Source organism: Bacillus sp. FJAT-52991 (assembly GCF_037201805.1).
GTDB lineage: Bacteria > Bacillota > Bacilli > Bacillales > Domibacillaceae > Bacillus_CE > Bacillus_CE kandeliae.
On the sequence record NZ_CP147404.1, the window covers coordinates 1,646,469 to 1,666,181 of the forward strand.

Genomic DNA, 19,713 nt, shown 5'->3' on the forward strand with positions numbered 1-19,713 from the left:
ATGTTAATCGTTTGTAAAAAAAAGGAACCAAATCTTCTATTTTTCTCTAAATCTAGTATGATTAGTATGTAATATTGATTGCTACTTTAAAGGAGGAAGAGAAAGTGAAAAGTTTAAAGCATTGGTCTATGTTATTATTAGCTTCTCTAATGATCCTAGGTGTTGCTACAGGTTGTAGCAACGATGACGCAACAAATGAAGAAGATACGAGCACTGAAGAAACGAATACCGAAGAAACAGAAGATACAAACACTGAAGATACAGAGGAAGAAAAAGAAGAAGGTCAATAATGATGGACAAAAGGGAGCGATCCAAAAAGTCATAAACAGGACTTTTGAGGGCAGCTCCCTTTAGAGAAAAACAAAAACAGGTGGAGAAAAACGACTCATTTTTCTCCACCTGTTTCTGCTTTAGAGGACTTATTAATTGGCTATTTCTATTGAAACGATTAGAAGATCTAGACAAAAAGTCAAAAATTAAAAAAGCATATATAATAGAAGAAACTGATCCGTTATAATAGATTTGGGTGATTATATCATGGAAGAACAAATAAAGATTTGGATGGAACGGTATCAAAAAGAAGCAGACCAGGAAGCATTAGCGCATTTACAGGCCTCTTGCTGGCCGATGGTCGAGCCGCTTATTCAAGAGTTGACGAAAAAACATGGAGCGGAAGTAGAAAAGCTTCTTCGTCAAAAAGGGATGGAGCGTTTTCCATTTATTTTTAGTAAATATCAGTTAGACGTGCAGCTTCCGTTAGAAACGTTTGTTGCGAACACGTATCGCTTTTATTTTATGCAAGTATTAAAAGAGCAAGCGTAATAAAAAGGAATCCTTATCAAGTACATACTTGTAAGGATTCCTTTTTCATTAGTTGTGATAAATGATGTCTTCCGCTAAGTGAGTAAAGACTTCACCAACAATGGAATCTTCATCATAGACAGAAGAACCTATGTTTTCTTCTGGTTGAGCGAAAGGTACTTGAGCAATGACATCTGTGTGTAATTGTTTAGCAAGTGCCTCGCCGCCACCTTGACCAAATAAATATTTCTTCTTGCCATCTTCTTCTTCATAATAAGCCATGTTTTCTACGACACCAAGGATGTCATGCTTCGTATGTTTCGCCATCACACCCGCTCTCGATGCAACATGAGAAGCTGCATTATGAGGGGTAGTGACAATAATTTCTTTCGCATGAGGGATCATTGCTGCTACATCGATGGCAACATCACCTGTGCCAGGGGGGAGGTCAAGGAGAAGATAGTCCAACTCTCCCCAATGCGTATTCACTAAGAAGTTGCGAATCCACTTGTTTAACATCGGTCCACGCCACATGACGGGTTGGTTATCATTTGAATAAAACCCCATCGACATGACCTTTACGCCATGGCTAGTTGAAGGGATCGCAGTTTGATCAATCATGGTCGGTTTTTGCTCAATTTGCATCATCGCTGGAATGCTGAATCCGTAAATATCCGCATCCAAAATGCCCACGCGTTTTCCTAATCGAGCTAAGGCAGCGGCTAAGTTAATCGTTACTGTCGATTTTCCCACTCCACCTTTACCGCTCGTTACTGCAATAAAAGTGACGCCAGAATCTGAACGTAACATTTTCGGCATACCGGTTTCAGTCACGGCTTCAGCTTTTAGTGATTTCGTTAATGCTTGTCTTTCTTCATCAGTCATAGAACCAAAAGTTAAAGCTACACTTAAAGCCCCAATACTTTTAAGAGCTTCTTCAATATCTTGTTGAATTTTTGCTTTTAGCGGACAACCTTGGATCGTCAAGACGACTTCAAGCTGGATATGATTGTCTTCGATTTTGATGTTTCTTACCATGTTTAATTCAACAATACTTTTATGAAGCTCTGGATCATTCACTTTTTCCAGAGCTTGTAATACTTGCTCGTTCGTTAGCATCATGTTATCCCTGCCTATTCTTTCAATCCTTTGCCAATACCTTTTAGAAAGTGAATGCCGAAATTAACAGCACGGTTCACATCCGGATCTTTCAAGACTTTCATCAGATCAAAAATACCGACTTTTTCTTCGCTATTCACAAGTTTCTTCGTTTCGTCCATTCCAGCGTTTAAGCTGTTAACAAGCTTCTTCGTCATTTCCGGGTCCATAGCGGAGAGGACGCCAGCAATTCCCATAAAGTGATTGATTAAGTTTGTTACAGGTTCACGAGACACTTGATGAAGGGCAATGCTTGCGACTTCTTCTTTCGCTTGAAGCAGCTTAGTCGCTGCTTCAAGTGCTCCTGTGTTATTCAGTTCTGACACAATAGAGAATATTTGATTTAACGCTTCTTCATTTTCTGAAAGGAGCGTTTTTAAATCTTCTAGTTTTTGTTCCTTTATTTGTTCTTCCGTCAATTGTTGCTTTTGAATTGTTGTAATAGGTGCTGCCATCGATTACACTCCTTTCATTATTTCGTTGTTAAATGAACATAGCCTGGACGTTTCCATTTACGCTCTGCCTCAACACCATTTTGAGGGTGACGTTTTTTGTAACGCGGATTTGTTTTTGGTAATGGTGCTTTTCCACCATCTACTTTCAACACTTCTAAACGTACTTTCGTTTGCTTATAAGCAGGTGTGAATGTACAACGGTCAACTGCTGGGCCTGTTAAGAAGTTGATCGCGGAATCTTTGCTGACAGAGTTCATCGGTAAAAATAGTTCGTTCTTTTGAACGCGATCGGTTACTAGTGCATTTAATTTTAACGCACCATATGGAGAGACTAAGCGAACAAGAGAACCATCTTTGATTCCGCGTTCTTTCGCTAGCTCTGGTGATACTTCTACATAAATTTCTGGTACCTTTGATTGGATACCTTCTGATTTATTCGTCATGTTTCCTTCATGGAAGTGCTCAAGTACCCGGCCATTGTTAATATGACAATCGTATTCTTCCGGGAATTCCACTGGCTCTACCCAATCATATAACGCGAAACGAGCTTTTTTATCCGGGAAGTTAAAGCCATCTACATATAAAAGCGGCGTGCTCTTACCATCAAGGCTACCCCAGAAGAAGCTATTCCAGCCTTCAAGTACTTCATAGTTTGCTTCTCCAAAAATAGGGGAGAGACTCGCCATTTCTGCATAAATTTCACTCGTATGGCTGTAGTTCCAATCCGCACCTAAACGGTTCGCAACTTCTTGAAGGATCTTCCAATCAGGTTTTGAATCCCCAAGTGGTGGCAATACTTCATATAGTCTTTGTACGCGACGCTCTGTGTTTGTGAACGTTCCATCTTTTTCAAGAGAAGGAGCGGCAGGTAATACAACATCTGCATATTGAGCCGTTCTTGAAAGGAAAATATCTTGAACAACGAAGAAGTCAAGCTGAGATAAAACGTCATGAACATGGTTAGCGTTACAGTCGACTAAAGCCATATCTTCTCCAACAACATACATCGCTTTCATTTTGCCTTCTTCAACGGCTTGAAGCATTTGAATATTATTTAAACCAGGTTTTGGCTGGATTTTCACACCGTAAGCTTTTTCAAACTTCTCACGAGCTTCATCATTCGTGACACTTTGATAGCCAGGAAGTAAGTTTGGTAAAGTACCCATGTCACAAGCACCTTGTACGTTGTTGTGGCCACGTAGCGGATAGGCACCGGCACCTGGACGACGGTAGTTTCCTGTCGCTAATAGTAAGTTAGAAATAGCCGCAGATGTATCAGAACCACCTGTGTTTTGTGTGACACCCATACCCCAAAGAACACAAGTACCATCCGCATCACGAATCATTTTAGCTACTTCAATTAATGTTTCTTTAGAAATACCTGTTTGTTCTTCTGCATACTCTAATGTGTACTTTTGAAGTACATTTTTGAAATCTTCATAGAAGTTAACATTTTCTTGAATGAATTTCTCATCGTGCCAACCTTGGTCGATCATATATTTAGTAACAGCCATTAACCAAACTTGATCCGTTCCTTGTTTCGGTCGCATAAAGATGTCAGAGCGTTCTGCCATTTCGTGTTTACGAATATCTGATACGATGAGCTTTTGTCCATGTAATTTATGCGCTCGTTTTACACGGGTAGCTAATACAGGGTGTCCTTCAGCTGGGTTTGCACCAACAATAATGACAAGACCCGCTTTAGCGATATCTTTAATTGTACCGGCATCTCCACCCATACCTACTGTGCGGAATAAACCATCCGTCGCAGGGGATTGACAATAACGAGAACAGTTATCGACGTCATTTGTTTCAAATAGCTGTCTAGCCATTTTTTGAATTAAATAGTTTTCTTCATTAGTAATTTTTGAAGAAGAAATAAAACCTGTTGATCCAGGACCGTATTCTTTTTGAATAGCGCCTAATTTAGAAGCGATTAAATCAAGTGCTTCATCCCAAGTGGATTCAACGAATGCACCATCTTTACGAATTAACGGTTTCGTTAAGCGTTCTTTTGAATTCACGAAGTCCCAACCGAATTTTCCTTTTACACAAGTAGAGATCGCGTTCACTGGTCCTTTAGATGGTTGTACTTTTAAAATTTTGCGATCTTTCGTCCAAACTTCAAATGAACATCCGACCCCACAGAATGTACAAACGGTTTTCGTCTTTTTCGTACGCTTGTCACGCATAGCCGCTTCCACTTCTGAGACAGCAAGAATACCGCTGTATCCAGGTTCTACTTCTTTAATTAATCCGATCATCGGATCAAGCATATCTTGCTTTAATCCTGTCATAAATCCAGCTTCACCTAACATTGATTTTTCCATTAAGGCGTTACATGGGCAAACGGTTACACATTGTCCACAGCTGACGCAGGAAGAATCATTGATGGCAACGCCTTCGTCCCAAATAACACGTGGACGCTCTGCTTCCCAGTCAAGCGACAATGTTTCATTCACTTGAAGGTTTTGACAAACTTCTACACATTGTCCGCAAGCAATACATTGGTTCGGATCGTAGCGGTAGAATGGGTGAGACATATCGACTTCTGTTGGATCTACTTTTGGTTCATACGGATACTTTTGATGTTCAATTTCCATCATTTCTACGGTGTTATGCAATGTACAGTTCCCGTTGTTGTTGTCGCACACTGTACAGTAAAGTAAATGGTTTTCTAATAAACGATCCATTGCTTCTGTCTGCGCTTCTTTCGCTTTAGGAGAAGCTAGTTGAATGTTCATGCCACTCTCGGCTTTCGTTGAACAAGAACGAACAAGCTTTCCATCGATTTCGACAATACACGTGTCACATGTTTGAATCGGATCTACTTCAGGAACATAACAAACTTGCGGGTGGGCAATTTCGTTTTGATTAATTACTTCTAGAATCGTTGCTCCGGGTTTCGCTGAGTACGATTTTCCATTGATTTTAATTTCAGTCATGGTGTTTACCTCCTTTTTGAACACAAAAAAATCCACCACGAATCTACATGCCTACTAAACATGCAAAAAAATTCATGGTGGATAAGCTTCTTAGCAGATCTTACTAAAAGACCAATCCAATTTTTATTTAATAAACCGATAGACCCAAAACATCGGAAAATATTTCGGAGCCATCTTCGCCATCGCTTATTATAGCTCTTTCCCAAAAAATAAACAATATAAACAATAAAACATCTTTTGTGAGAATAATTCTCATAAACTTCTCCTTTAAATTTTGGTAGAGTTGATTTATCATTAAAAAATTGTAAGGGTGAAATCACTTTATCTAAAACAATGATAGTATTTTGTATGATGGGAGAATGCCTATTATGTCTAAAAAAGTTCATGAATTTAACGACATCATCCGTAAACTTCGCAAAGATTTATTCGGGAAAGGCCCGGAGCGGATTCAGACCATATTCGTCGAAAAGATGGCTGTATCAACACTTTATGGGAATTTGACTCCGACAGAAAAATTTATTGCCAGCACGCCAGAAGGGGTCGCTATGGTTCATGCGGCACGAACGAGAATGATTCAAGAAGTGTATTCAAAAGCAACTCCTGAGGGTATGGAAGAATTAATGGGGGCTAAATTAGTCCATTTATTTTCTGATATCAAAATAGAAGAGGATATGGCCGTTTCCGTGTTTATTTTTGATCAAAATATAGACTAGGGGGCAAAAAGATGAAGCAGACTGAAGTGAAGCGAGAGATTATTCATGTGGAAAATGGCCAAGCAAAAACGGTTGAGGATCTTATTGTCACAGAATATCCTGTTACTGTTAAAATCAACCAACAAGAATTTGTGACGATGGTTTGTACACCTGAATACATCGAAGATATGGTGGTTGGGTACTTAGCTTCTGAAAACATCATTCGAAAATTTGAAGATATCGAGGATCTTTGGATTCAGAAGAAAGATGGTTTTGTCCATGTGAAAACCAATAAAGTAAACCCTTATTATCAAAACTTTCAAAACAAACGATACATCACTTCATGCTGTGGGATGAGCAGGCAAGGATTTGTTTTTGTCAACGATGCTTTAACAGCAAAGAAAATGGATCAAGTCCGCGTTCAAATCACACCAGATGATTGTTTCCGTCTGATGAATGATATGCAAAATTCAGCGGTCACATTTCAACAAACAGGCGGGGTTCATAATGCTGCACTATGTGATGTGAATGGAATTATTTTAAGTAGAATGGATATTGGAAGACATAACGCGCTAGATAAAATATATGGATACTGCTTGAGAAACGACATTTCCATCGGGGATAAAGTGCTGGTTTTTAGTGGGCGGATTTCATCAGAAATTTTATTAAAAGTGGCAAAAATCGGTTGTGAAGTAGTACTTTCGAAGTCGGCTCCAACAGAATTAGCTTTACAACTAGCAGAGGAATTAGGTATAACAACTGTTGGGTTTATTCGTCAGAAATCGTTAAATATTTACACCTGTCCCGAAAGAATCAAAATGAATTCACCATCTCAAAAACATGACAAGTGACGATAGCAAAGACAATAGACCACTAAACTTAAGAAAGAGGTGAGGAACATGGATCATGTGATGCGGGACAAATTACATCGCCCTTTGAGAGATTTGCGAATATCTGTCACCGACCGTTGTAACTTTCGCTGTCGGTACTGCATGCCTGAAGAAATTTTTGGGCCTGATTACTCTTTTTTACCTTCCGATAAAATTTTATCATTTGACGAAATTGAAAGGTTAGCAGAAATATTTGTTTCTCTCGGAGTCAAAAAACTACGCATTACCGGTGGAGAACCTTTGTTAAGAAGAGACTTAGCAAAACTAATTGAGCGTCTTGGTCAAATCGATGGAGTAGAAGACATCGCATTAACTACGAATGGATCGCTGTTGAAAAGGCATGCAGCAGACTTAGCGACAGCTGGTTTATCACGCGTATCTGTGAGTTTAGACTCATTGAATGAAGAGCGTTTTTTAGCGATGAATGGAAACAGAGGCAAAGTAAAAAATGTATTAGAAGGCATTGAAAAAGCGGCTGAAGTAGGAATGGGAGTAAAAGTAAACATGGTTGTACAAAAAGGGAAAAATGATCAAGATATCATTCCGATGGCTCGCTTTTTTAAAGAAAGAAATCATACCCTTCGTTTTATTGAATACATGGATGTAGGTAATTCGAATGGGTGGAGATTGGATGATGTGATATCTAAGAAGGAGATATTAGATCAAATTCATCAATTCTCACCAATCGAGCCAATGAAGCCCAATTATCGTGGAGAAGTAGCCACACGCTATCGCTATATCGATAGTGATCAAGAAATTGGGATTATCTCATCGGTGACGGATTCTTTTTGCTCTACTTGTACAAGAGCACGCATATCTGCGGAGGGTAAACTGTATACTTGTTTATTTGCTACAGATGGAACGGATCTTCGGGAACTGCTTCGCTCTGGAAAAAGCAATGAAGCCATTGCGAACAGCATTGAAAATGTTTGGAACCACCGAGATGACCGTTATTCTGATGAGCGGACAAGCATGACACCAATTCGAACAAATGCAAAAGTAGAAATGTCTCATATTGGTGGATAGAGATCAGGAAATATGACAACAAGAGATGAGTTGGAGGAATTTAATTATGGCTTTTAATAAACCAGATAAAATAACAGAAATAGCCATTGAAGCAGGAGTCAGCAAGGCAAAATTGCCTGTCCCAACGATGCTAATCCTCGGTTTTTTGGGAGGAGCATTCATTGCTTTAGGTTTTTTACTTGATATTCGAGTGATCGGGAATATGCCACCAGAGTGGGGAAGCTTTGCTGGATTTTTAGGAGCAGCCGTTTTCCCATTAGGACTTATTTTAGTTATTCTTGCGGGAGCTGAATTAATTACAGGGAATATGATGTCTGTACCTATGGCACTTTATGCTCGGAAAATTTCAATTTCGGACTTAGCTCGTAACTGGTTTTGGGTAACATTAGCTAATTTAATGGGTGCTCTATTTGTCGCCTTCTTTTTCGGTCACATTGTGGGCTTAACAGAAACAGGACCATTTTTAGATAAAACCGTAGCTATTGCTGAAGCAAAAGTAGCTGATTCTTTTATCCAAACGTTTGTTTCTGCGATTGGCTGTAACTGGCTTGTGTGTCTAGCTGTTTGGCTAGCTTATGGAGCGAATGACTTTATTGGAAAAATCGTTGGCATTTGGTTCCCAGTTATGGCGTTTGTGGCGATTGGATTCCAGCACGTGGTTGCCAATATGTTTGTCATTCCAGCTGCGATCTTTGCAGGACATGTGACATGGATGGAATTCTTAGGAAATATCGTTCCGGCATTTTTAGGAAATGTCGTCGGTGGAGCCGTATTCGTTGGATTGGCTTACTTTATGTCTTTCCAAAAACAACAAGTAACACAAAAGAAACTACAAAAAATTTCTTAATGTAAAAGCGGAGCTGGACGATACGAAAGCGGTCGTTAAGCAGTGGTAGCTGTTCATAATGCTGTTTACAGCGCACATAAAAAACCCAGCAAATGCCGGGTTTTTTATGTGCGTTCATGAAAAAAGTCACCGTTTTTTCCACCGGTTTTTTGTACTAAATGAGTCTCTTTAATGACTATGGATTTGTCGACTGCCTTACACATATCATAAAAAGTCAAGGCAGCAACAGAAACAGCGGTTAAGGCTTCCATTTCGACACCTGTGTTTCCTTGACATTTAACGGTGACTTGCATATGTAAGTCATATCCTGAGTCTGTTTGCTCATAATCAAAAGTGAAATCTGTTCCTTGGAGCATGATTGGATGACACATTGGAATCAGGTCAGACGTTTTTTTGGCAGCCATAATCCCGGCAATTTGCGCCACTTGTGTTGGATCACCTTTTTTGATCAATCCTTGTTGAATGGCTGCGTATAATTCGTTGGACATGGCAATGGTGCTTTTGGCAATGGCGGTCCGTTTAGTGACCTCCTTTTGTGAAATATCGACCATCTTTGGTCGACCGTCTTGATTCCAGTGGGTAAAATTACTCATAATATCCTCCTTAGGTATGTATCATCTTCGTTTTGTAGCTTTCGATCGATTTATTGGGGCCAATCTTCTTTTGAGTTAATGTTGATCAACTCTTTTTGATCGTTCGCAAAAGGCACGTAACGAACATTTAATTTGTTTAATAAGGCTTGCATGCTTTTTTTATTATGTTGTAGAAGCTGTTCCGCTTGATCTATGCTTCTTCGGTGATACAGTGCAGCAAGTGGTTGGATTCGATCTGACTGCACCGGCACGATCGCATCATATTGATTTTCCGTGAAAGAAATCATGGTTTTGACGAAAGAAGAAGTCATAAAAGGCAGATCACTAGCAAGGACAAAAAACCATTCAGCATCTGGCACTGAAGACAAGATATGGTGCAAGGCGAATAATGGTCCTTGATGATTTTTTTCTTCTTCAATCACAAAGTTGACATCTAATGACTGGAAATTTGGAAACAAGTCTCTATTCGTAGAGATGATCAATGGTTGAAGCGCGTTGTCTCTTAACGCATCCAAGCTATATTCATATAAGGGTTTGCCTTCATATAGTTCAAACATTTTAGGCTTGCCATAACGAGAAGATTTGCCACCTGCTAATACGACACCCGCTATGGTCATTGTCGATTCAGTTCTCCAATAAAATGTTGAACCGTGGGAATGATCAGTTGATTCATTCCTAGTTTGACGGCATTGGTTGACCCTGGTAAAGCGTAAATAGCTGTTTGATTTCTACAGCCAGCTACCGCACGACTGAACATAGCTCGAGGGCCGATTTCAGTATAACTCAAGGAACGAAATAATTCTCCAAACCCTGACATTTCTTTTTCAAATAAGGATGTCAGGGCTTCATAGGTAATATCCCTTGGAGTAAACCCGGTTCCTCCGTTGATGATAATGGCATTGATGGCTGGGTCTTCACACCAGGCTTGAACTTGGTCCATGATCACCGTGCGTTCATCTTTTACAATGGTGTACTGAACAACGGAAAAGTGGGCCGTTTCTAGCGACGTTCGAATTTGTTGACCGCTTTTGTCATTTTCTATTGTTCTACTGTCGCTAATAGTTAATATAGCAGCCAAAACCGGTGTACTTGAATGAGTTGGATGCATTAGTATAACCCCCTTTTTATAGTCATAGAATCAATGACTCAATTATAATAGCATAAACCAAAAGGTCAAATTAAGATTTATACAAAGAAAGGAAGGCCATTCCATGAGCGAAAGGTATTCAAGGCAGCAGTTATTCCAACCAATAGGAAACTCAGGACAAGAGAATCTAAAAAAGAAGCATGTGTTAATTGTAGGAGCAGGGGCTTTAGGAAGTGCGAGTGCAGAAGCGATCGTCCGTGCTGGTGTAGGCAAACTGACGATTCTTGACCGAGATTACGTAGAGTGGAGTAACTTGCAGCGCCAGCAGCTCTATAGCGAGCAAGAGGCAGAAGATCAATTACCTAAGGCGATTGCGGCAAAGAATCGGTTAGAAAAAGTTAACTCGGAAGTCCAAATTCAAGGACTCATTATGGATGCGAGAGCCGACAATATGGACCCATTGCTTACAGATGTCGATGTCATTATTGATGGGACGGATAACTTTGATATTCGTTTTCTGATCAATGACCTTGCTCAAAAGCATGGCATCCCTTGGGTATATGGGTCTTGTGTAGGGAGTTATGGGGCGACCTACACGATCATCCCAGGAAAAACGCCTTGTCTTCAATGTCTCCTTCAAACCGTTCCGAATACAGGAGCCACTTGTGATACAGTAGGCATTATTAGCCCAGCGGTTCAAATGGTAGCCGCTTATCAAGTGGCGGAAGCATTGAAAATACTGGTGGGAGATTTCGAAGCCATTAGAGAAACGTTTTTAACATTTGATTTATGGAAAAATCAACAATATGCTGTAAAATTGGACAAAGTCAAAGATGATCGATGTCAATCTTGTGGAGAAGATCCTACTTATCCATATCTAGCTTATGAACACCAAACAAAAACAGATGTATTATGTGGGCGAAATACAGTACAAATTCGGCCGGCTAAACCAATCAACTATGACTTTGATCGATTAGAGCGACAGTTAGGAAATCAGGGAGACATCCAAAGAAATCCTTACTTGCTTTCTTGTCAATTAGAGGATTATCGCCTCGTTATTTTTCAAGGCGGACGTGTATTGATTCATGGAACGAGTGACATCCAGCAAGCCAAAAGTCTTTATTATCGTTTATTAGGATAAAAGGAGTGGTAAACGTGTTACAAAAAAGAACACCCATAGCTGTAGAAGAAGCTGTTCGAAGAGTGATGGAATTTGCTAGTCAAGGAAAAAAAGAGCTTGTGCCTCTAGCTTCTGCGTACGGACGTTTTTTAGCAGAAGATTTGATAGCCGATCATGATGTTCCTTCCTTTGATCGCTCTCCTTATGATGGATTTGCGATTCGAGCGGAAGATAGTGCTTCTGCTAGTGCAGAGCAACCGATTTCGTTTGAAGTAGTCGGAGAAATTGGAGCTGGATTTGTTTTTAGTGAACAGGTAGAATGCGGACAAGCCGTTCGTATTATGACAGGTGCTCAAATTCCACAAGGGTGTAACGCCGTCGTCATGCTGGAGTTGACTAGGCAGTACGAAGAGAACGGTAAGAACTATATGGAAATCAAACGCCCTTATCAAAAAGGGGACAATATTTCTCATCAAGGGGAGGATATGAAAAAAGGGACCGCCTTGGTCAAAAAGGGAACGTACATCAACCCAGGCATTTCCGCGCTCCTTGCGACATTTGGTTATCATGAAGTGCCCGTTATTCAAAAGCCTGTGATCGGCGTCTTGGCAACTGGTAGTGAGCTGTTAGATGCCAATGAACCGCTGCAACCAGGGAAAATCCGTAATAGCAATGCCTTTATGATCCTTTCACAAATTGAAAGGGCGGGAGGTGAAGCACGTTACTTCGGAAAATTCAGCGATGATTTGGATACTTGTATTTCCGCTGTGAAAGCAGCATTAAGTGAAGTGGATTTTCTGATTACGACAGGCGGCGTATCCGTTGGAGATTATGATTATTTACCGGAAATCTACCAGCAGTTAGGCGCCGAGGTTTTATTTAATAAAATTGCGATGCGACCGGGCAGTGTGACGACGGTTGCTCAGCTAAATAACCAATTATTATTCGGTCTTTCTGGTAATCCATCCGCTTGTTATGTCGGATTTGAATTATTTGTACGCCCAATCATTCGTCGCTTTGCATGGAATGAATCGCCTCACTTACGAAGAGAGAAGGCCATCTTAGGTGAGGACTTTAAAAAACCGAATCCTTTTACAAGATTTGTGCGAGCCACTCTATCTTTTAATGAAGGTCAATTAGTTGTCTCGCCATCTGGCTTTAATAAGTCAAGTGCCGTTTCATCTCTTGCTGAAGCCAACGCATTCATTGTTCTTCCAGGTGGGACGAGAGGCTATGAAAAAGGGATGATTGTTGATGTGCTTTTATTAGAAGATCTTCAAGGAAGTGAATGGCCTTGGCACGAGATTGTTCCATCCTACAGGTAGTCGGCTTTCAAAATAGCGGAAAAACAACATTAATGGAGAAGCTGATCACAAGAGCGACACAAGCTGGTTTACTAGCTGCTTCGATTAAGCATCATGGTCATGGTGGAACCCCTGCTAGTGAACAAGCGTCGAAGGATAGTGGGCGTCATCATCGAGCAGGGGCTGTCGTATCTGGTGTAGAGGGCGAGGGTGTATTATCCTTAACCGCTAAACGCGATCGATGGAGCCTTCAACAATTACTGACGTTGTATCAAGCCTTTGATGTGGACGTGATTTTCGTGGAAGGCTATAAACAAGAAGATTATCCAAAAGTCGTCTTGTTGCGGCAAGAAGAGGATATGGAACTTTTACAATCTTTATCTAATATTCAATGTGTCATCTACTGGGAGATGTGTCGCTTACCGAGTAATTTGCCATATCCCGTGTTTCCAATAACAGATGATCAGCAGTATATCGATTTTTTAATGAGAATAGTGAGGGAATCAAATGGAACAAACCTTATTTGAAATTACCGATCAACCGATAGTGGCAGAAGAAGTAACAAAGAAAGTGACATGTCGAAATGCTGGAGCCATTACAGTCTTTATCGGCACCGTACGTGAGTTAACAAAAGGGAAGAAAACGCTCCAGTTAGAATATCAAGCCTATCCTCCGATGGCAGTGAAAATGTTTGCCAAAATAGCGGAAGAGATTAAGGAAAAATGGCCGGATGCGAAGATTGCTATTACTCATCGCACAGGACGATTAGACATTTCAGATATCGCTGTTGTGATTGCTGTATCGTCCCCCCATCGCAAAACAGCTTATGAAGCGAATGAATATGCGATTGAACGCATTAAACAAATTGTCCCGATTTGGAAAAAAGAGTTTTGGGAAGATGGGACACAGTGGATTGGGGATCAGCTTGAAAACGTCCCTTATCCAGACGGAAAACCAGCAGAAGAAGGGAGTTCAAAATGATTACCATTTTATTATTTGCTCATTTACAAGAAGAAGTAGGGGCGCCTCAATTAACGATTGAAAAACCGGAAATGACTGTTTTACAAATAAAGAAATGGGTGGAAGAAAACTATCACATTTCTTCTTTAGATCAAGTCATGGCAGCTGTCAATGAAAACTTTGCGACGGATGAAACGGTGGTCAAACAAGGAGATACCATCGCTTTTATTCCGCCGGTGAGTGGTGGGTAAGCGGTTGTAAAAGCGGAATTCAATAAATCTTGATATATAAGTGCTTATTGAATATCTAGAGGTTGTAAAATATGGGCAAGTGGCTAAAAAGTGACCAAATTATAAAATTTCATCATAGGTTCAATTTCGGTAGATTGTATCTTTTTACAATTTCACTCCATCTAGCGGTTAAGCTACTAGGGGGTGTAGGAAACCCGTTAGATTTCGTAAATAATAAATCAACAGGTTTACCATAGTCATCTAGCATAGGAGACCACGCAGAACCAGAGGCTAGTTAGCATCAGTGAAATTGTAGAAATGACAGGGGTTAGTCGAGCCACAATATATCGCTATTTAAAACAAGAGCAGTGCAACACCTAATGATGTTGAGTTTGCTCTTGTTTTTTATTCATATTTTCCTTAACGTTGTAAATCCGCATTTTTCTGACGGGCTCCTAGTATAAAGTGAAATGATTTTTGTATAGAGCAGATAGCTGGTGGGCTGAGCATAAACGCAAGCTAACCAAAGTGTTGTGATCTTGAGACAATGATGGGGACGGGTGGACGGATACCACAAACAGGAAAGAAAGAGAGGTCATTTAACTTGATCTAAGTAATGAAGATTGGAATTATTACGCTTCACTTTCAGAATAATAAACAAAAAACATAATGTGCAAAATTCAAAAATGAAAAGAAAAAAATAGTCATCAAGCAACTATGAAGGAGCTTAAAGGTAATGTGGTGGATGTAGAAAAACAAATAAATGGTTTTCTAATGTCTGTACATCGAAGCGGTTTTTTGAAGAAACTATTCCTATCATTCATGTTAAACTGTGTTATACTGAACAATGGTGAATTATAAGCAATTTTATTATAAATAGAAACAACGTGCAGATAGGAATGAGATGAATAGACCTCTCATTCTCTCTATAGAAGTTTGGATTAGCGAAAGGAAGAGGAAGTTTGAATATTTTTATTACAGGTGGAACGGGTTTTCTCGGTTCTAATTTAATTAAAAGATTAGTAGAACAGGGTCATCATATTTATGCTTTAGTACGAAATATAAAGAAATTTGATGCGTTGGTACAAAAATTAAAAGTTGAGCATCAAGCGAATGTGCATCCAGTAGAAGGAGAATTGACGAAAGCGCTTTTAGGGATCGACTCATCTAAGCTACAATCATTAATCGGGCAAATCGATGCGGTTTATCATACAGCTGCTCTTCTTTCTTTTGATGAAAATGATCGAGAGGCGTCCTTTGAGATGAACGTAGAAGGGACGAAGCGAGTGCTTGATTTTGCCGAACTCGTTCAAGCGAAAAAGTTCTTTCATGTCAGTACAGCCTACACATTAGGCAATCGAACGGAAGGGATCGAATCTCTTTATCCTCTTGAATCAACATTTATTAATTCATATGAAGAAAGCAAATGCCATGTCGAGCATTTAGTGATGGCAGCTAATGACCGTTTTGAAGTCATGATTATGCGTCCAGCGATCATCATTGGTGATTCACAGACAGGGGAAGCGGAGACCACATTTGGCCTTTATGGCATATTACGTACGATTGAATTATTAAAGAAAAAAGCGAAAAGAAAGCCAGATCATGAACAAGAAATTTTCCATTTGTTAATGGAAAAGGACTCCGTTTCAAACATTGTACCTGTTGACTATGTCACGAAAGTATTGGCATTAGGTTTAGCCTATGGAAAAAGCAATACGATCTACAATATTACGAATCCTGCACCACCAACCAATAAAGAAGTGTTAGACACAGTCAAAGAAGCCTTTGACTTTCATGCAGTTGAGATCACATCGTACGAGAAAAAGAATAGTTTATCAAGTCGAGAACAAAAAATGAATGAGCCGTTAGAAGTATTTAAAGACTATTTAAATCGCTCGATTGTTTTCCATGATGGAAATACGAGAGAGTTGCTACAACAAGGCGAAGAAAAGCATCTTCGCATGGATAAAGAGATGCTTTTACGAATCGTTCATGGTTTTCAAACTCGTAAGGAACAGGCAGCGAATCAAGTGTTAGTGAGCAATTAATATAAGAAGAGAGGCGCCTCAGAAAGTGAAAGGGGCGTCTTTTGTAATTCTTATACGAAGGGTGTAAAGTAACAAGGAAGACTTGATAACGAATATAAACTAGTTGGTTACAATTAAATAGGTATAATATTAAGGAAGGAAGTGCAAAACTATGGATTTCGAAACAGTTATGCAGGAGCTTGAGGCCCTTGGTAAGGAACGATCTAAAAAAATGTATATATCCAACGGTGCACACGAGCCGGTTTTTGGTGTGGCTACAGGTGCTATGAAACCAATTGCAAAGAAAATAAAAATAAATCAACGTTTAGCAGAAGAGCTTTATGCCACGGGTAACTACGATGCCATGTACTTTGCAGGCATTATTGCAGACCCAAAAGCCATGACTGAGTCGGATTTTGATCGTTGGATGGATAGAGCGTATTTTTATATGCTGTCCGATTTTGTGGTGGCAGTAACTTTATCAGAGTCAGATATTGCACAAGACGTTGCGGATAAATGGATTGCAAGCGGTGACGAGTTGAGAATGTCAGCGGGATGGAGTTGCTACTGCTGGCTTTTAGGAAATCGCCTAGATAATGAGTTTTCCGAAAACAAGATTTCCAATATGCTTGATATGGTGAAAAATACGATTCATGATTCACCAGAACGAACGAAATCCGCTATGAATAATTTTCTATACACCGTGGGGATTTCATATTTGCCGCTACATGAAAAGGCAGTTGAGACCGCAAAGGAAGTAGGTACAGTAGAAATCAAACGGGACAAGAAAAAACCTAGTTTCCTAAACGCTTACGAAGGTATTCAAAAAGAAATAGATAGAGGGAGACTCGGTTTCAAACGCAAACATGTAAGGTGTTAAAAACTAGCTTCGCGTCAGGGGTGTTGATCTGAGAAGGATTGACGCTCTTTTTGTTGAAGTTACTGAACTAAAGAAGCAGTTTACTTCCATAAGAAATCTAAAAAGATAAAAAAGGAGATAAAAATGACTAAATGGATCGAAACATATGAAAAAGCTGTGAAATTAACGAAGAAAAAAGTTCGTCAAGATATCAGCCGTTACCTCGGTAGAAAAGAGGCACCTCCAACATTTGAACAATATTTGTTAGAAAGAGGAGCATTTGCCGAGCAAATTTGGCTCAATGTCTGGGTCAATAAAGCATCAAATGAGCTTTCGCGGAAAGAAAAAAGAAAATATTTAACCGAAAAAGGCATCCATATCGAAGAAGGGAATCGAAAATTAGTCAATCAATTATTTCGTACGGAAATTAGAAGCTATCAACCTTTTGATGTCATTAACTGGTTACAACATAAATTTCAGAACGAACATACATGGTCCGCTACATACGACCAAGCGAGAATAGATTATTTAAAATACGAACAAGAATTGCGTCAACAAAGACAACAACAAGAAATGCTCCAACAAATGGAATCTATCGTCGAACGTATTTTAGACGAGCAGGAAGTTTATTTATATGTAAGCTTTCGACATCTATTTGCTAAGCAATTAGCTAGGGACTTGCAAGAAATAAAATACAACCTTGTGGAAATCTATCCTTTTGAATATGAACTAGTCGAAGATGGCAGTTTTGATCCAGAGAAGTATTCAAACTTAGAAGAGTTTTTTCACGAATGTACAGGTCAATTTCAACGAACGTTCGATTGGGGAAGAGAGGAGATTGAATACGAAACATATAATGATCGATACATTGAATTTTTTGAACAAGCGTGGATAGATCGAACATTAGAGATACTGATCAACCAGCTTCCATCCTCAATCAAAACGGAATATGAAGAGGTTTTTCGTCAGTCGCTAACAGAAGAAGCATTAGTAGAGTATTATGAGGATGTACTGGTCGATAGTGGTACACTCATTTTTGACCGACTATTAGAAGAAGATGTGGCAGATTTGCTAAGTATCGCTGAGCTGCCATTTGACGAACTCATTCATAAAGACATATATGAGCGGCATGTGGAAGCGAGAGAAGAGAGAGAAGCGTTTGAACGTGCAGAAATAGAACGAAAAAAAGCAGAGGAGCAACGACTGCTTTCAGAACTTTTTGGTCAAGAATATCAGCCTTCGATCGAGAGGAATGTTCGATATGTGCTACATATTGGTGAAACCAATACAGGGAAAACACATCAAGCATTGAAAAAGATGAAAGAAGCGAGTAGCGGCCTTTATTTAGCTCCGCTTCGTCTACTGGCCCTTGAAGTATATGATAAATTAAATAAAGATGGCATTCTATGTTCGCTGAAAACCGGTGAAGAGGAAAAAAGTCAACCCTCTGCCCAGCATGCTTCTTGCACAGTCGAAATGTTTCACGAAAAAGACGTTTATGAGCTAATTGTCATCGATGAGGCCCAAATGCTTGCAGATAAAGATCGAGGCTTTTCTTGGTATAAAGCCATTACAAAAGCCAACGCGAAAGAAGTACATATTATTGGCAGTAAAAATATTAAAGAGATGTTAATTCAGCTTTTAGGAGAGAGTGAGTACGAACTGATTGAATATGAGCGTGAACTTCCACTCCAAGTGGAACCGAAGCCATTTAAACTTTCCAAGGTGGAGCCTGGAGATGCTCTTGTTTGTTTTTCACGAAGAGAAGTACTTGAAACGGCGGCGAGTTTGAAAAGAAATAAGCATTCGGTCAGTATGATTTATGGAAGTATGCCACCAGAAACGAGAAAGAAACAAATGCAGCAGTTTATGAAGGGGGAAACGAAGGTCATCGTGTCAACGGATGCGATTGGAATGGGAGTCAATTTACCTATTCGCCGCATCGTCTTCCTAAAAAATGAAAAATTTGATGGTACGAGAAGAAGAAGATTAACCTCACAAGAAGTGAAACAAATTGCTGGTCGAGCGGGTCGCAAAGGGATGTATCCAGTCGGAAAAGTAGCTTTTACGGCTGATATTAAAAGAATGGCGAATCTTCTAGAACAACAAGATAAACCTGTTAGCTCGTTTGCTATTGCCCCCACACCTAGTATGTTTGAACGATTTCAAACGTATGATCGTCATTTAGGCACTTTTTTTGAACTATGGGAAAAATTTAAAAGCCCAAAAGGAACGAAAAAGTCTGCTCTTATACAGGAACAGGAGCTATATTCGTTAGTGGAAAATAGTGAAATTGAAGCTCGACTTTCGATGACGGATCTATATAGTTTCTTACATTTGCCGTTTTCAACGAAGGATTCAGGTTTAACAAAGCAATGGCTTCTGACGATGAAGGCGATTGTGGAAGGAACGGAACTTCCTGAGCCTAAATGGAAAACGAGCAGCTTAGAAGAATTGGAGCTTGCTTATAAAGCGATCGGCCTACATTTGCTGTTTTTATATAAATTAAACAAGCAAACAGAAGCGATCTATTGGGAGCGGATGCGAGAAGAAATTAGCGAGCGGGTGCATGAGCAGCTACAAACAGAAGTGAAAAATATTCATAAAACATGCCGGAAATGTCAAAGAAAATTGCCAGCGGATTTTAGATTTGCGATATGCGATTCGTGTCATCAAAGCAGGCAAGAACAATACTGGGGTAAATGGTGAAAAAGGATAA

At 39.7% G+C, this 19,713-nt stretch carries 20 protein-coding genes and 1 pseudogene; 15 read left to right on the plus strand and 6 right to left on the minus strand.

The features are described from left to right. The first annotated feature begins 104 nt into the window (after positions 1-104). On the plus strand, positions 105-290 hold the full coding sequence (locus WDJ61_RS08345) for a hypothetical protein (protein ID WP_338754398.1): 186 nt from the start codon (positions 105-107) through the stop codon (positions 288-290). Between the two features lie 247 nt (positions 291-537). Continuing rightward, the gene (locus tag WDJ61_RS08350) at positions 538-822 is read left to right on the plus strand and encodes a hypothetical protein (RefSeq protein WP_338754400.1); all 285 of its coding nucleotides are present in this window, start codon (positions 538-540) and stop codon (positions 820-822) included. A gap of 48 nt (positions 823-870) precedes the next feature. Here WDJ61_RS08350 and WDJ61_RS08355 read toward each other — a convergent pair whose 3' ends face one another. From WDJ61_RS08355 to fdhF, 3 genes are read right to left on the minus strand one after another with little or no spacing between them, the layout of a single operon-like run. Continuing rightward, positions 871-1,923 carry a P-loop NTPase gene (locus tag WDJ61_RS08355; protein WP_338754401.1) on the minus strand — a complete coding sequence of 351 codons (1,053 nt, stop codon included), beginning with the start codon at positions 1,921-1,923 and terminating at the stop codon, positions 871-873. A gap of 11 nt (positions 1,924-1,934) precedes the next feature. Then, positions 1,935-2,414: a DUF1641 domain-containing protein gene (locus WDJ61_RS08360; RefSeq protein WP_338754402.1), complete on the minus strand. Its 480-nt coding sequence runs from the start codon at positions 2,412-2,414 to the stop codon at positions 1,935-1,937. Positions 2,415-2,431: 17 nt separating this feature from the next. After that, the gene (gene fdhF / locus WDJ61_RS08365) at positions 2,432-5,359 is read right to left on the minus strand and encodes a formate dehydrogenase subunit alpha (RefSeq protein WP_338754404.1); all 2,928 of its coding nucleotides are present in this window, start codon (positions 5,357-5,359) and stop codon (positions 2,432-2,434) included. Between the two features lie 368 nt (positions 5,360-5,727). Here fdhF and WDJ61_RS08370 point away from each other — a divergent pair, with 368 nt between their 5' ends. From WDJ61_RS08370 to WDJ61_RS08385, 4 genes are read left to right on the plus strand one after another with little or no spacing between them, the layout of a single operon-like run. Then, the gene (locus WDJ61_RS08370) at positions 5,728-6,072 is read left to right on the plus strand and encodes a DUF2294 domain-containing protein (protein ID WP_338754405.1); all 345 of its coding nucleotides are present in this window, start codon (positions 5,728-5,730) and stop codon (positions 6,070-6,072) included. A gap of 11 nt (positions 6,073-6,083) precedes the next feature. After that, positions 6,084-6,902 (plus strand): formate dehydrogenase accessory sulfurtransferase FdhD, encoded by an 819-nt coding sequence (gene fdhD / locus WDJ61_RS08375; RefSeq protein WP_338754406.1) that lies wholly within the window; start codon positions 6,084-6,086, stop codon positions 6,900-6,902. Positions 6,903-6,950: 48 nt separating this feature from the next. Further along, positions 6,951-7,967 carry a GTP 3',8-cyclase MoaA gene (gene moaA, locus WDJ61_RS08380; RefSeq protein WP_338754408.1) on the plus strand — a complete coding sequence of 339 codons (1,017 nt, stop codon included), beginning with the start codon at positions 6,951-6,953 and terminating at the stop codon, positions 7,965-7,967. 46 nt (positions 7,968-8,013) lie between these two features. Continuing rightward, positions 8,014-8,814 carry a formate/nitrite transporter family protein gene (locus tag WDJ61_RS08385; protein WP_338754409.1) on the plus strand — a complete coding sequence of 267 codons (801 nt, stop codon included), beginning with the start codon at positions 8,014-8,016 and terminating at the stop codon, positions 8,812-8,814. A 104-nt stretch (positions 8,815-8,918) separates the two neighbouring features. Here WDJ61_RS08385 and moaC read toward each other — a convergent pair whose 3' ends face one another. Genes moaC through WDJ61_RS08400 form a run of 3 tightly spaced genes read right to left on the minus strand, consistent with a single transcriptional unit; the run spans position 8,919 to position 10,515 of the window. Beyond that, entirely contained in the window at positions 8,919-9,407 is a 489-nt protein-coding gene (gene moaC / locus WDJ61_RS08390) for a cyclic pyranopterin monophosphate synthase MoaC (RefSeq protein ID WP_338754410.1), read from the minus strand. A 50-nt stretch (positions 9,408-9,457) separates the two neighbouring features. Further along, positions 9,458-10,024 carry a molybdenum cofactor guanylyltransferase gene (locus WDJ61_RS08395; protein ID WP_338754412.1) on the minus strand — a complete coding sequence of 189 codons (567 nt, stop codon included), beginning with the start codon at positions 10,022-10,024 and terminating at the stop codon, positions 9,458-9,460. Beyond that, positions 10,021-10,515 (minus strand): MogA/MoaB family molybdenum cofactor biosynthesis protein, encoded by a 495-nt coding sequence (locus tag WDJ61_RS08400; protein WP_338754414.1) that lies wholly within the window; start codon positions 10,513-10,515, stop codon positions 10,021-10,023. Before WDJ61_RS08400 ends, WDJ61_RS08395 begins: the two co-directional genes overlap by 4 nt. A gap of 103 nt (positions 10,516-10,618) precedes the next feature. Here WDJ61_RS08400 and WDJ61_RS08405 point away from each other — a divergent pair, with 103 nt between their 5' ends. The 9 genes and pseudogenes from WDJ61_RS08405 (at position 10,619) to WDJ61_RS08445 (ending at position 19,703) form a co-directional block, all read left to right on the plus strand. Then, entirely contained in the window at positions 10,619-11,635 is a 1,017-nt protein-coding gene (locus tag WDJ61_RS08405) for a thiazole biosynthesis adenylyltransferase ThiF (protein ID WP_338754416.1), read from the plus strand. Positions 11,636-11,649: 14 nt separating this feature from the next. Then, positions 11,650-12,939 carry a gephyrin-like molybdotransferase Glp gene (gene glp / locus WDJ61_RS08410; protein ID WP_413789068.1) on the plus strand — a complete coding sequence of 430 codons (1,290 nt, stop codon included), beginning with the start codon at positions 11,650-11,652 and terminating at the stop codon, positions 12,937-12,939. Beyond that, a complete protein-coding gene (mobB, locus tag WDJ61_RS08415; RefSeq protein WP_338754418.1) occupies positions 12,903-13,445 on the plus strand; it encodes a molybdopterin-guanine dinucleotide biosynthesis protein B in 543 nt (180 codons plus the stop codon). Before glp ends, mobB begins: the two co-directional genes overlap by 37 nt. Further along, the gene (locus WDJ61_RS08420) at positions 13,426-13,899 is read left to right on the plus strand and encodes a molybdenum cofactor biosynthesis protein MoaE (RefSeq protein WP_338754420.1); all 474 of its coding nucleotides are present in this window, start codon (positions 13,426-13,428) and stop codon (positions 13,897-13,899) included. The genes mobB and WDJ61_RS08420 overlap by 20 nt, the downstream gene beginning before the upstream one ends. Further along, on the plus strand, positions 13,896-14,129 hold the full coding sequence (moaD, locus tag WDJ61_RS08425) for a molybdopterin converting factor subunit 1 (protein WP_338754422.1): 234 nt from the start codon (positions 13,896-13,898) through the stop codon (positions 14,127-14,129). The genes WDJ61_RS08420 and moaD overlap by 4 nt, the downstream gene beginning before the upstream one ends. A 270-nt stretch (positions 14,130-14,399) precedes the next feature. Further along, positions 14,400-14,489, plus strand: a pseudogene (locus WDJ61_RS08430) (helix-turn-helix transcriptional regulator); the annotation flags it as partial. A gap of 581 nt (positions 14,490-15,070) precedes the next feature. Further along, positions 15,071-16,156 carry an SDR family NAD(P)-dependent oxidoreductase gene (locus WDJ61_RS08435; RefSeq protein ID WP_338754424.1) on the plus strand — a complete coding sequence of 362 codons (1,086 nt, stop codon included), beginning with the start codon at positions 15,071-15,073 and terminating at the stop codon, positions 16,154-16,156. Positions 16,157-16,307: 151 nt separating this feature from the next. Further along, entirely contained in the window at positions 16,308-17,015 is a 708-nt protein-coding gene (locus WDJ61_RS08440; protein WP_338754425.1) for a DNA alkylation repair protein, read from the plus strand. 123 nt (positions 17,016-17,138) lie between these two features. After that, a complete protein-coding gene (locus tag WDJ61_RS08445) occupies positions 17,139-19,703 on the plus strand; it encodes a helicase-related protein (protein WP_338754426.1) in 2,565 nt (854 codons plus the stop codon). Positions 19,704-19,713: the final 10 nt, after the last annotated feature.